Source organism: Vibrio sp. McD22-P3 (assembly GCF_021568915.1).
Classification (GTDB): Bacteria; Pseudomonadota; Gammaproteobacteria; order Enterobacterales; family Vibrionaceae; genus Vibrio; species Vibrio mediterranei.
Genome location: NZ_JAKGTN010000043.1, coordinates 1 through 13,427, shown reverse-complemented (window position 1 = coordinate 13,427; position 13,427 = coordinate 1). Strand labels below are relative to the sequence as shown.

13 protein-coding genes are annotated in these 13,427 nt (G+C 43.7%); 11 read left to right on the top strand and 2 right to left on the bottom strand.

Annotation, left to right across the window (positions count from 1 at the left end):
• Window positions 1–144: 144 nt before the first annotated feature.
• From L2W36_RS26750 to L2W36_RS26725, 6 genes are all read left to right on the top strand, one after another.
• Complete coding sequence (locus L2W36_RS26750; protein ID WP_236112006.1) at window positions 145–732, top strand: hypothetical protein; 588 nt, start codon at window positions 145–147, stop codon at window positions 730–732.
• Window positions 722–2,038, top strand: a complete 1,317-nt coding sequence (locus L2W36_RS26745; RefSeq protein ID WP_124941086.1) for a DUF3131 domain-containing protein — start codon at window positions 722–724, stop codon at window positions 2,036–2,038. Before L2W36_RS26750 ends, L2W36_RS26745 begins: the two co-directional genes overlap by 11 nt.
• Before the next feature lie 27 nt (window positions 2,039–2,065).
• Window positions 2,066–3,475 (top strand): DUF3131 domain-containing protein, encoded by a 1,410-nt coding sequence (locus L2W36_RS26740; protein ID WP_006070677.1) that lies wholly within the window; start codon window positions 2,066–2,068, stop codon window positions 3,473–3,475.
• Window positions 3,476–3,486: 11 nt separating this feature from the next.
• Window positions 3,487–4,878 (top strand): DUF3131 domain-containing protein, encoded by a 1,392-nt coding sequence (locus L2W36_RS26735; RefSeq protein WP_236112005.1) that lies wholly within the window; start codon window positions 3,487–3,489, stop codon window positions 4,876–4,878.
• Window positions 4,865–5,860, top strand: coding sequence for a hypothetical protein (locus tag L2W36_RS26730; RefSeq protein WP_124941088.1), 996 nt, complete (start codon window positions 4,865–4,867; stop codon window positions 5,858–5,860). Before L2W36_RS26735 ends, L2W36_RS26730 begins: the two co-directional genes overlap by 14 nt.
• A gap of 123 nt (window positions 5,861–5,983) precedes the next feature.
• Window positions 5,984–7,261 (top strand): glycosyltransferase, encoded by a 1,278-nt coding sequence (locus L2W36_RS26725; protein WP_006070680.1) that lies wholly within the window; start codon window positions 5,984–5,986, stop codon window positions 7,259–7,261.
• Between the two features lie 61 nt (window positions 7,262–7,322).
• Here the strand turns inward: L2W36_RS26725 and L2W36_RS26720 are convergent, their stop codons facing one another.
• Complete coding sequence (locus tag L2W36_RS26720; protein WP_124941089.1) at window positions 7,323–7,514, bottom strand: hypothetical protein; 192 nt, start codon at window positions 7,512–7,514, stop codon at window positions 7,323–7,325.
• Between the two features lie 346 nt (window positions 7,515–7,860).
• Here L2W36_RS26720 and thrS point away from each other — a divergent pair, with 346 nt between their 5' ends.
• The 4 genes from thrS to rplT all read left to right on the top strand — a co-directional run bounded on the left by thrS (window position 7,861) and on the right by rplT (window position 11,037).
• Window positions 7,861–9,786 (top strand): threonine--tRNA ligase, encoded by a 1,926-nt coding sequence (thrS, locus tag L2W36_RS26715; RefSeq protein WP_031494507.1) that lies wholly within the window; start codon window positions 7,861–7,863, stop codon window positions 9,784–9,786.
• A gap of 3 nt (window positions 9,787–9,789) precedes the next feature.
• The gene (infC, locus tag L2W36_RS26710) at window positions 9,790–10,341 is read left to right on the top strand and encodes a translation initiation factor IF-3 (RefSeq protein ID WP_081411588.1); all 552 of its coding nucleotides are present in this window, start codon (window positions 9,790–9,792) and stop codon (window positions 10,339–10,341) included.
• Window positions 10,342–10,447: 106 nt separating this feature from the next.
• Window positions 10,448–10,642 (top strand): 50S ribosomal protein L35, encoded by a 195-nt coding sequence (rpmI, locus tag L2W36_RS26705; protein WP_004401085.1) that lies wholly within the window; start codon window positions 10,448–10,450, stop codon window positions 10,640–10,642.
• Window positions 10,643–10,683: 41 nt separating this feature from the next.
• Window positions 10,684–11,037, top strand: a complete 354-nt coding sequence (gene rplT / locus L2W36_RS26700; protein ID WP_004401084.1) for a 50S ribosomal protein L20 — start codon at window positions 10,684–10,686, stop codon at window positions 11,035–11,037.
• A gap of 51 nt (window positions 11,038–11,088) precedes the next feature.
• On the opposite strand, the gene L2W36_RS26695 is transcribed toward rplT, so the two are convergent.
• Window positions 11,089–12,054: an integron integrase gene (locus tag L2W36_RS26695; RefSeq protein WP_236112004.1), complete on the bottom strand. Its 966-nt coding sequence runs from the start codon at window positions 12,052–12,054 to the stop codon at window positions 11,089–11,091.
• A 666-nt stretch (window positions 12,055–12,720) separates the two neighbouring features.
• On the opposite strand from L2W36_RS26695, the gene L2W36_RS26690 reads away from it, so the two are divergent.
• A complete protein-coding gene (locus L2W36_RS26690; RefSeq protein ID WP_236112003.1) occupies window positions 12,721–13,053 on the top strand; it encodes a GFA family protein in 333 nt (110 codons plus the stop codon).
• Window positions 13,054–13,427: the final 374 nt, after the last annotated feature.

Genomic DNA, 13,427 nt, shown 5'->3' with positions numbered 1-13,427 from the left:
GGCTTCTTTTCTTTCTGCTGGTATACGAGACAAAGTTTACTCAATACCGCCCATACTGGTTAAATTTTAACAGTGACAACAATCCTGCCAGAGGGGGGTTCCATCGACATCTTTATGAATGACAATCCGATTTTTAGGAAGGGCTTGAGCTTTAAACAAAAACTCATGTATGGCGCGAGCTTCTGGTCTAACTTATCGGCAGTCTGGAATATCATTTTCCTTGCTTGCCCAATAATCTATTTTCTTACCTCAATCGCTCCTGTTAGTGCTTATGATGTGACCTTTTATTTACATTTCTTGCCGTACATCTTAACTGCGGAAATCGCGATGATGGTGGGCACTTGGGGTGTGGCTGGCTACAAAGGTAAGACAAATTTCTTGTCATTTTTCCCAGTTAATTTGCGTGCGCTTTGGACAGTGCTTAGAGGACGCAAAATTAGCTTCCCAACCACACCAAAAGAAAGACAAACAGGTAATTTTGCCAAACTTGTATTGCCTCAAATGGTGGTATTTGGCTTAAGTCTCTTCGCTATTTTTTATGCTTGGGTCGGTTACTACACGGGCTCTTGGGGTGAATATTCCGGTGGCGGTCTAGTGTTCAACACATTCTGGATTCTCAATAACATGCTAGCTATGTGGGGAATGATAGCTGCCGCTTTTTGGGAGCCTCCAAAAGAAGAGAAAAACAAAGAAGAAGTCACCAGCACAGAGGATTTAAAGTATGAAGTTTAAAGACGCATTATTGGCTGCAAGGCACCACGTTGTTTTCATTCTTGGTCTGTGTACTGCATTGGTCATCGCTTTCAATATAGAGACGCGAGACTACGGAAAGGTGTTAGGCAATATCACCTTTGAAGCTCACGAAGAGATCCCACTTAAAGAAAATCGAGTGTTATCTCATGAAGAGTTTACTTGGGCGAATACGGCGTGGCGCTACTTTGAAAACAATTATCAAGATAACACGGGATTGGTGAATTCCGTTGATGGCTATCCGTCGACGACTATGTGGGATACCGCCTCTTATTTAATGGGCCTCATTGCTGCGGAAAAAATCAATGTGATCACTGATGAAGTGTTTGAAATGCGAATGCAGAAAGCGTTGCGTTCACTTGCTAGACTTCCTCTGGTTGAAGGTAAGTTGCCAAATAAAGCTTACAACACACAAACGTTAGAAATGGTGGATTACCAAAACAACCCGACTCCTGAAGGGATAGGATGGTCAGCCATTGATATCGGTAGAATACTAGTGCCACTCAATATATTGATCTGGCAATATCCTAATTTCAACGCAGATGTAAACAACATTCTTAATCACTGGAAGATTAGCGAAATGCTAATCGATGGATATCTATACGGTTCTAGACCAAGTGAACAAGGCGGTTTTGAGTTAGTGCAAGAAGGACGTATTGGTTATGAAGAATACGCGTCTAAATCTCTGTTCCTGATGGGACGAGATGTATTTAATTCAATGAAATATATTGATTATCTAGACCTGATTGATATTTACGGCATTGAAATTCCAACCGATAAACGCGACCCAGCTAAGTTCCATGCTCACAACTACGTGGTTAGTGAGTCTTATATTCTTGATGGGTTAGAGTTTGGTTCTGACAGCGTCTCGAAAATCTTCGCGCACCGTGTGTTTAGTGCTCAAGAGCGCAGATATGATGATACTGGCGTGGTTACTGCAGTAAGTGAAGATAACGTCGATGAGCCACCTTATTTCGTTTACAACACGGTTTTTTCTGACGGTAAAGAATGGAACGCAATTTCAGATGATGGTAAAGACCAGTCACACCTAAAAACCCTATCTACCAAGGCTGCGTTTGGTTGGTACGCCTTGTATGAGAATGAATACACGGATTTGTTAATTAGTGAAGTATCGCCTCTGTTCTCAGAAACCAAAGGGTGGTATTCGGGTCGCTATGAAGTTGATGGGCGACCTAATAGAGCAATTACCGCGAACACCAATGGCATTGTTTTAGAGTCGCTGGCCTACATAGAAAACGGACCATTATTAAGCGTAGGCGCAAAATAAGGACAAGGTTGTATTAGGGAGAATAACATGCGCTATTTGACAACGTTATGTGTTGCGCTTGCAGTGGCTGGCTGTGGTAATAAATATAATCAGTTTTCCGACGATATTGTCGAACGTAAAAGTCATTGGAGCATTCCGCAGGCTCGACAAGGTGAGCTTACCGAAAAAGAAATGGATATGGCTCGTATTGCTTGGAAGTACTTCGAGAATAATTATCAAGAGCCAACAGGTCTGGTTAATGCGGTAAATAACTACCCATCGGTCACGTGGTGGGATGCGGCGTCTTACCTAGCAGGTATGGTGAGTGCGTACGAGTTAGGAATCATTGAGAAAGAGGAAATGGACCGTCGCTTGATTGCCTTTATAGGGACCTTAAATCGATTGGACCTATTCCGTGGCGAGTTACCTAACAAGGCTTATAACACACAAACTGCTGCCAAAGTGGACTACGGTAACCAACCAGGGGAAATCGGTTATTCTGCTCTCGATTTAGGCCGATTGCTCATCTGGTTATATATCGTCAAACATCGTTATCCAGAGTATGCGACCGGTATCGACCAAGCGATTTTGAGATGGAATTTCTGTAATGTCGTTGACGAGAACGGCACTATGTTTGGTGCGTTGCTGGAGAAAGACAAGCCTGTTCAGTATCTGCAAGAGGGCAGATTGGGTTACGAAGAGTATGCAGCCAAAGGATTCCAACTCTGGGGGTTTGACACTAGTCAAGCCTCTGATCCAGAGCCTTATGCCACCATCAATTTGTACGGTTATGATGTCCCTTACGATACCCGAGATCCTAGAAAGCTCAAAGCTCATAGTTACGTTGTAACTGAAAGCTATGTTTTAGATGGTATTGAGTTAGGGTGGGACTTGACCGACGATAGGACAGGACACAACTACAGTTATACTAATGAATGGATGGCTGAGTTCGCGTTACAAATTTATCGTGTACAAGAGGAACGATACAAGCAAACCGGTATTATCACTGCGCGTACCGAGCACCAATTAGCAGGGCCTCCATACTTCGTTTATGACACCATTTATACCGATGGCTTTGCTTGGAATACTATTTCTGAGAATGGCGAATATCTACCGCAGTTCTCCGCTGTTGCAGTAAAGGGCGCGATGGGGATGTGGGTTTTATGGGATACAGAGTATACCGATCTACTTTTCGATCATATTTCTCACCTTTACGATAGAGATAAAGGGTTTTACGAGGGTATTTTTGAGAATGGTACCGGTCGTATCAACACATTTACATCGAACAATAATGGTATCACCTTAGAAATTCTGCTCTATAAACAACAAGGAAAGTTACTCAAGTATCATGACGATATAGCACCGAGCTTGTGGGAAAAAGCATTGGAATCGCCTTTTGGTTATGAAGGGCAGTGCTTGCCACGCGAGAACTATAAAAAGAAGAAAAATAAGTCTTAGGGGCGCATCGAATGCAAAGGCTGGTTGTTTTGCTTTTAGCTCTGCCTCTACTTTATGCCTGTGGAACCATTGTCCAAGGTGTAAGTTCTGGTGTTGAAGCAATCAATACTTCTCAGACATTTCGTCAGGGACGTTACGGTAAGCTAACTGAACAAGAGTTGGCTTGGGCAAGTACTGCCTGGAAATACATTGAGAACAACACCCAGCTTCAAACTGGATTAGTTAATGGCATCGACAACTACCCATCAACCAATATGTCAGGCATTGCCGATTATCTGTTTGCCTTGCTCGCAGCGAAAGAGTTCGAGTTTATCTCAACCAAACAATACGACGAACGACTCACCTTAGTACTGACTTTTCTCAATGACATGAACTTGAGTATGGGACAAGTTCCGCACAAGGTCTATCACACCCAGACGGGACAGAAAGTGGATTATGGTTTGCAACCTAGTGATATTGGATGGTCCTCGTTAGATACTGGGCGTTTACTTATTGCGCTAGCCATCGTTAAGCAATTCTCTCCTGAATTTACCGAATACATTGATAAAGCAGTATTACGCTGGAACTTCTGTGAACTTATCAATGAAGATGGTGAGTTGTTCGGCGGTGCAATATATGGCGGCAATGTGACCCGTTACAAAGAGGGGCGTTTAGGCGTTGAAGAATATACCTCTTATGGTTATTTAGATTGGCAAGTTGTACCTTACAAAGCGATGCGAATAGACCCGTATGACGTTGCGACTATTTATGGCATCGACCTGCTTTTTGATGGCAGAGATCCCAGAGACTTTGACGTCCTAAGACCTGTCTACAGCACTCCTTATTTATGGATGGGGTTAGAGTTTAACTGGGACAAGATTTCGGATTCCAGTTCCAACGATGCGAATCACTCTGACCCGGTAATGTCCGCGATGGCAGATTCTCTTTATTTAGTGCAAGAAGCGCGTTGGGATGTAGATAGAATCTATACCGCGCGAGGTGATCATGTAGTAGCAGGCGATCCTTATTTTGTTTATGACGCGGTCTATGCCTTGGGTACTCCATGGATAACGTTAGCCGAAGATGGAAGTTCCCATGATTTGCTTGCTTTGGTATCGACTCGTGTGGCTTTTCAAATGTGGGCGCTGTGGAAGACCGATTATACCGACCGCTTGATGGTACTAGTGCGTGAACTCTACGATCCGCAACGAGGTTGGTATGAAGGCCGCTATGAAAGAAACAGTAAGTACGAAAAGAGTATTACGCTTAAGACCAACGCTGGGGTTCTAGAAGCCTTGCTATACAAGCAGAATGGAAAACTCTATCAACCATCGGGAACACGAGAATACCGAGATGTACAGTTTGACTCACGTTTCTATCATCCTGGTAAGTGTTTAGTGGAGACGTTTGATGACTACAATTAGATTTCTGCTGTTGTTATTCCTGTTTTCCTTTGCCACGTCTACTAGTGCTCAGGTTCAGGACGTCGAATTAAGGGTATTTAGTCAGCCAACCTTACTGGCTGGTAACGGAAGATTCAAACAAGCAGCGGAACAATACCATAGACTGAGTCTGCAAATACTAGCCTCGGAAGCAAAACTAGGTACGGAAAAAATGTGGCAATACGCAGGTCTTGCTGAAGCTCTAGCCACGGTGTGTGCCAACTTAGACAATGACCCGAAAGCGTATGAGTATTGGGCAAATAGTGTGCGCTATTTACTGACTGGAGGGACGGAATGGTCTCAAATGCAGCAGTACCTTCATCAAAAAAACGAACAAGCAAATACTCAACTGCTGACGCAAATGCAGACTTTTGATGTTGCTGGTGGCTATGACCAATCGTGGGAAAATGATGCGGCAGTTTTGCAAGTTTGGCAGGAAAAACTCAATCTTTTCGCATTCTCTGGTCCCAAGATTGGCCTAAAATCTACTCGCACACAGACAAGCTTACCATCGAGCACGCCACCACCAGTGGCTACGCAGACGGTTCCAGGACAAAAAAAACTGAAAGGCATTGAATCGAATTTTTCACAATCTCAAGGTTTTGTGCCGAAACCAGCATCACAACCTAACGAAACGCCCGAAGGCATTAATAATGCAGCTCCAACCTCCGCCCCAGCTAGAGCAGTGGTGACAAATCGTCACTTGATTCAAACTTCACCAGCGCCAGCTGAAAACGAGGTTACGATAATCGCGACGCCAATTGATGAGTTCGATTACGAAGCCGCAGAACGAGATGAGATAAATGCTCTGGCAAATGAAGCTGATTTGGGGGACTTAGACAATACACTCAGCACAGAGAGGCAAGTACCAAGAGCCAATATTGGCGCAGAGAGTAGCTCGGGTGTCGAGGCTGTGCAACGAAGGAGTTTTGCTCCAGTTCCGGTAGAGCAAGAAAACCAGTAAGTAAACAACACGATCTCATATGGTTTGTTTAGAATTACCTGCTAGATATATTGAAGACAATTATTTGAACTCACGTCCATAAATCCTAGTCTGCTTTTGTTTCCACTAATTAGGGCAGGGACCATGGCTAGCAATCAAGATCTCAAGCAAGCATCTACGCTTCTCCAAAACTCGAACGTACATTTCGACCTTACCGATAATCACCAACAAAGGGGCTTGTTGCAATTAGCAGAGCAACTGGATGCGTTGAGCAGCCTATCTGTTGGCGACTTAAAGCAATTAGCGATAGAAGACCAAGCGCCACTGGAATACCGCTTAGCTGTTAAATTAGTTGCTTCAAAGCGCTATGTAAGAAAAATCCAAACGCCATTGCGCATTGGTGTGGTGTTTGCGATGTGGGGAGAGCACAATCGATTAAACCCCAAAACAGAACAAAACCCCAACGGCGAAGATTCGTTGAGAATGAAGGTAGAACAGCTAGCTTGGATCACTTCAGGAAGTTGCATTGATTGGCATCTTTACCCAGTAGATGATGGATGCCCTCATGATAGTGCTGATATTGCGAAAGGTATCGTTAAGACCACAGAGCAGCCCGATAAAGTCACAGTATTTAAACTGTCGGAACATTTGGATACGGATGAAGGGCCGTTAGCTAATCTGAATAGTGCTGACGACTCTCGTAAAGGTGGAGCGATTGTGCTTGGCTGCCAAAAAGCCATAGATGAGGGCGCAGATGTTGTTGTTTATACCGATGCCGATAACTCAGTTCATTTAGGGCAAATAGGGTTGTTGCTAGAGCCATACTTAGAACAGGCCAAACAAGTGGTTTTGGGTAATCGCAAGCATCCAGAATCGATTTTGGTCAAACAAGAAGAGCGTTGGGGCATCGGCATTAAGACTCTACGCCATATGCAGCGCATGATAGGGGAGCAAATATTCTCTCAAGGTATTAAAGATACTCAGGCGGCATTTAAGCTTTATTCTCGTGATGCGCTGCAAGTTATCCTTCGTAATCCAACAGTGTATGATTTTTCATTTGATACCGATTGGATCTTGGCCGCGATGGAATACAACAAGCCGATTACTACCGTACCATTTGCCTTTATTGATTCAGCGGCAGAGTCTGCCTCGATTGTGCAAGGTCCAATGACAACGTGGTATACGCTGTTAGAAGGGTTGGTCAAAGCGGCAAGGGCTCGTCATGCGTCGTACAGTCGTGATATGGCAAAGGTCTTTGATGAGGAGATTCATTCCCACAAAGATCTAGAACTGCTTATTGATATTTTGCCAAAACAGCTTGCTGAAGCCGATGACAAATCGTTGGGTGATCCTGCCATTATGTCGCCTAATGAGGTAAGAGCTTGGATACAGCAAGCGAGATACGCTAACGCGAGTTCGTGACTCACGGAGTGAGGATGTTAAAAAGGAGGCAAGCATGCCTCCTTTTTACTTTTTGTTTATCTTATTCGACGACTTTGACTCCGGATATTCGAGTGCCATTAGCAAGCATAATGATGGCGGTGGAATCATCATGATTTTGGTCGAATTGGTTTTCAACTTCGATAACTTCGCTGCCTAGCGATAAGTGTCCTTCACAATATACGGTAGAATGCCCATCTTGATTGAGTTTGACGTAATATTCTGAGTGGTCCATAAGAAGTCCTTTTTCCAACATACCTAATATATAGATTAGAAGCTATTGATGTGAAATCAAAGATTCACATAACGAGAATCAGGCTGTAATAGCAGGGATTTACGAGGTGTACCATGCAATAGGAGAGAGGCGAGTTATCGTTGTTTTATTAAACATGTCACATTTCTGATTGTTATTTCTTGAGCTTTGTTTACAATGTTCGTTCGCTTTGGCTGGTGCATCCGTATTTGCATCAAAATAAGCAGATAACACAATGAAATCGCGGCAGTTTTCGCTTCACTGAAAATTGCTAACCAATAAAACATGTCTTGCTTGGTGTGCAAGACCACTGTAAATAGGATACTACATGCCTGTAATTACTCTTCCTGACGGTAGCCAACGTCAATTTGATAACCCTGTTTCTACAATGGATGTCGCTCTTTCAATCGGTCCTGGTCTTGCGAAAGCAACCATCGCTGGTCGTGTGGATGGCGAACGTGTAGATGCTTGTGATTTAATTGAAAACGATGCGAGCCTAGAAATCATCACGGCGAAAGACGAAGACGGTCTTGAAATTGTTCGCCACTCTTGTGCTCACTTACTTGGTCACGCTATTAAACAACTGTACCCAGATGTGAAAATGGCAATCGGTCCTACGATCGACAATGGCTTTTACTACGATATCGATTTAGAACAGTCTCTTACTATGGAAGACGTTGAAAAAATCGAAAAACGTATGAAAGAGCTAGCAAAAACCAAGTATCAAGTTATCAAGAAAAAGGTTAGCTGGCAGGAAGCTCGTGACACATTTGAAAGTCGCGGCGAACCATACAAGATGGAAATCCTAGACGAGAACGTTTCTAAAGACGACCGTCCAGGCCTTTACCATCATGAAGAATACATTGATATGTGCCGTGGTCCTCATGTTCCTAACATGGGCTTCTGCCAACACTTCAAACTACTGAACGTGGCTGGCGCATATTGGCGTGGTAACAGTGACAACAAGATGCTTCAACGTATCTACGGTACTGCATTCCACGATAAAAAAGCGCTTAAAGCGCACTTGACGCGTCTAGAAGAAGCGGCAAAACGTGACCACCGTAAAATTGGTAAGCAGCTGGATTTATTCCACATGCAGCAAGAAGCACCGGGCATGGTGTTCTGGCACCACAACGGTTGGTCTGTATTCCGTGACCTAGAAGTATTCATTCGTGAAAAACTGACTGAATACGGCTACCAAGAAGTAAAAGGCCCTCTAATGATGGACCGCGTTCTTTGGGAACGTTCTGGTCACTGGGACAAATACGCAGACGCAATGTTCACGACTTCATCAGAAAACCGTGAATACGCGATTAAACCAATGAACTGCCCAGGTCACGTTCAGATCTTTAACCAAGGTCTTAAATCTTACCGTGATCTACCACTACGTATGGCTGAGTTTGGCTCATGTCACCGCAACGAGCCATCAGGTGCACTTCACGGCATTATGCGTGTTCGTGGCTTCACACAGGATGATGCACACATCTTCTGTACTGAAAGCCAAATCCAAGACGAAGTAACCTCTTGCATCAAGATGGTTTATGACACATACAACACGTTTGGTTTTGATAACATCGTGGTGAAACTGTCGACTCGTCCTGAGAAGCGTGTAGGTAGTGATGAAATCTGGGATCGCTCTGAAGAAGCATTGAAACAATCTCTTGAAGCAATGGAAATTCCATTCGAGATTCAAGAAGGTGAGGGTGCGTTCTACGGTCCTAAGATCGAATTTACTTTATATGATTGCTTAGATCGCGCATGGCAATGTGGTACAGTTCAGCTAGACTTCAACCTACCGGGTCGTCTAGGTGCTACATACGTGGATGAAAACAACGAACGTCAAGTTCCTGTTATGATTCACCGTGCAATCCTAGGTTCTCTTGAGCGTTTCATCGGTATTCTTATCGAAGAATACGCTGGCTTCTTCCCAACGTGGTTGTCGCCAGAACAAGCTGTTATCATGAATATCACTGACAAACAGTCTGATTATGTTCAAGAAGTAACACAAAAACTGCAAAAAAGTGGAATTAGAGCCAAAGCGGACTTGAGAAATGAGAAGATTGGCTTTAAAATCCGCGAACATACTTTGAAGCGTATCCCGTACATGCTTGTTTGTGGCGACCAAGAAATGGAAGCTGGAGAAATTGCAGTACGTACACGTAAGGGTAAGGACCTAGGCAAGTTTAAAGTGGATGACTTTATCTCATACATCCAAGCCGAGGTTTCTAGCCGTAAGCTCAATCTGGAGGAATAAGCTATTAAAGGCGGAAGACGTGGCCAACAACCGGCCAAACAAAACCAGCACCGTTTAAACGGTGAAATTCGTGGCGTTCGTGAAGTTCGTCTAACAGGTGCAGATGGTGAATCTGTTGGTGTCGTATCGATTCAAGAAGCACTAGATGCAGCTGCAGAAGCTGGTATGGATCTCGTAGAGATCAGCCCTAACGCCGAGCCACCAGTCTGTCGTGTGATGGACTACGGCAAGTTCCTCTTCGAGAAGAGCAAAGCTGCGAAAGAGCAGAAGAAGAAGCAAAAGCAGATTCAGATTAAGGAAGTAAAATTCCGTCCTGGAACTGATATTGGAGACTATCAGGTAAAACTACGCAACCTGACGCGTTTCCTAGAAGACGGCAACAAAGTGAAGGTAACAATTCGCTTCCGTGGCCGTGAAATGGCTCACCAAGACATTGGTGTCGACGTTCTAAATCGTCTGAAAGAAGATACTGTAGATTTAGCTGTAGTAGAATCTTTCCCGACTAGAATCGAAGGTCGCCAAATGATCATGGTATTGGCCCCTAAGAAGAAGTAATTAAAGGCTTTACAAGTAAGAAAACCCAGCTGTTTTCTGAACAGCTGGGTTTTGTTCGCCCTAATTACTATTGTTTAATCAACTCAACAATGCGGAGTTATTCATCATGCCTAAGATGAAAACCAACAAAGGTGCTGCTAAGCGTTTTAAGAAAACTGCTGGTGGTATTAAGTACAAGCACGCTACAAAACGTCACATTCTGACTAAGCGTACTACTAAGAACAAGCGTCAGCTTCGTCCAAATGCAATCCTTCCTAAGTGTGAAGTGGCTGCAGTTGTTCGTATGATGCCATACGCTTAATTCTTTTTAGTTTATCAATCGTTTAGTTTAGGAGAGACATAATGCCTCGCGTAAAACGTGGTGTACAAGCTCGTGCACGTCATAAGAAAGTTCTAAAACAAGCTAAAGGTTACTACGGTGCACGTTCACGTGTTTACCGCGTAGCTTTCCAAGCAGTTACTAAAGCTGGTCAATACGCTTACCGTGACCGTCGCAACAAGAAACGTCAATTCCGTCAACTGTGGATTGCACGTATCAACGCTGCATCTCGTCAAAATGGTCTATCTTACAGCCGTTTCATCAACGGTCTTAAGAAAGCATCTATCGAGATCGACCGTAAGATCCTTGCTGACATCGCGGTATTCGACAAAGCTGCATTCGCAGTTCTAGTTGAAAAAGCGAAAGCTGCTCTTTAATTAGCAGTTAGGTCTATGTAAAAGGGGAGCGAAAGCTCTCCTTTTTTGTATCTAAAGAATATTAGATAACGGACTTTTCACGCCACTCGCTCCTCGGTTAATGACGTGCGTGTATATTTGAGTCGTTTTAAGATCTGTATGCCCCAATTGCTCCTGCACTGTTCTAATATCTGCGCCACTTTCCAGTAAGTGAGTTGCAAATGAATGCCGCAACGTGTGACAGCTAACCTGCTTTTCTATCCCCGTCTTTTTCACCGCAGATTTCAGAGCTTTTTGTACGCTCGACTCATTAATATGGTGTCGACGAATCAAATCAGAAGTAGGGTCGATAGACAGCCGAGCAGAAGGAAACAGAAACTGCCAGTTGAGCTCTTTGTTTGAGTTTGGGTATTTAGTCGCCAATGCATTGGGGAGCCACACGCCGGAATAGTCACTCTGCTTAACATCTTGTCTCCAAATACTCTCAACGTGTTGCTGCTGTCGCCGTATCGCTGGGAATAGCTCTCTGGCTAACGTAACTACTCGATTCTTATTTCCTTTCGCTCGCCATATTCTTAACGCGCCATAATCAAAGTCGATATCTTGATATCTGAGCCGAAGGCACTCCATAAGGCGCAGTCCAGAGCCATACATGAGTTGTGCTGGCAATAAAAAGCTCGGCGGCATACTTTCAAGCACTTTACTCACTTCCTTTACTGTGAGGACTGTAGGGAGCTTTTTGCTCTTATTAGATTTCTTAAAGCGCATATTGACGTCTATAGGGTCATGAAGGATATGCTTATATAAAAACACTAGCGCGTTGAGTGCTTGATTCTGAGTTCGCATGGCCAAGTTACGGCTAGTGATCAAATAGGAAAGAAAATCTTCTACCTCCGCAGTACCCATTTCCTTTGGATGCTTTTTATCGTGATAAACAATGTACTGAAATATCCAAGAGAGGTAGGCGTCTATTGTCCTTTCCGAATAGTGCCTCGCTCGCATAAAGTCACGAATGTAGTTCAAAAATGGGGATTTCATTACTTACTCCAATACTGTGTTTGTGTACAGTTCTTGAGTCTAAGTAAGATTTGAGGACTTATACGGAAAATTTCCGTATTTTGTGATGTGCAACAAAGCTAATAATACTTAATCTACTGATTTTCATACACTAATGAACTAACATGGTTAGATTCTATGTTTTTAGAAGGCGGTAGCGTGTGCGGAAGTACGGAAAAAATCCGTCTATAAAGCGTTAGCTTTCTCGGTTAAGTTCATTGGAGTAGGTGTTCATCGTCCTAGCTTTACACCTGCTCGTTAGTGCCAAATCGCAAACCCGTGCGTGCTGTTTCTTTTGCTTGAAAAGGGCGTCAATCGACTTCGATTATGGTGCACTTGGTAGTCAGCTTCAGCGCAAGAGCCGTGAGTTGCCTTTTAGTATCGCCATCTTGGGCTGCGAGTTGGTTGAAAGTTCAATGCTTCTGCATTTGGTAAGTCGGCGGCGTTGGCTTTGGAGCGTTTCTTTAAAACCTTGGTGCCAAACGTCGGCTTCATCGCACGCAAAAAGCCAACAAATTGCTCAAGCAGACAGCTAACGTTCGGCGATTTTGGTTTGGTTGAGTTTAGTGATTACGTGGCTTTGATTGAGTGTTGTGGTTGTTAGCTGCAACTTAGCAAGGCGTTAGGCGAGCGAAAGGATACGAAAGGATGCAACTAACATGTCATTGCGGAGAAGTGCGATTGGATTTGGCATTTATCCCTCATGAGGTAGGTGAGTGCAACTGTTCAATTTGTAGACGTCACGCTGCGTCTTGGGGTTACTTTTCACCAGATGATGTAGCGACGAAAGGATGCACCGACTTCTACTGCTGGGGCGACAAAGAGGTCGAGTTTCATCGTTGTAGCAATTGTGGTTGCCTGACACATTACATTACCACGGATAAATGTCCTGAGCGGATTCTAGCCGTAAATATGAAGCTTGCTTCCATTGAAGTGCTGTCTCAAATACCAAAAAGAAAGATCAATGGAGCGTTGTACTAGCTCGCCTAACAAATTGTTCAAGCAGACAGCTAACGTTTGGCGATTTTGGTTTGAATTGAGTTTAGTGATTACGGTGGTCTTGTTTGAGTGCAGTGGTAGTTAGCTACTACTTAACAAGGCGTTATGCTTTACAAAACAGATTCGGAGGTCAGTATTGGAAAATACATTATTTGAAGCTGGGAAATTGCTGTCAAAACACCTTACATTTTTAGTAAGTACTTTGATCCTATTGATACTACTCATCTTAAATTTTGATGGGAATGAGGTTATACAGGTTCGGCGTTTTTCAAGGTAGTTGTCATCATTTGCTTGCTTATTAAGCAGCTTCTCTTTCTGGATTTAGGTGGACTTCGCCAACAGGCTCACAGTTCCTG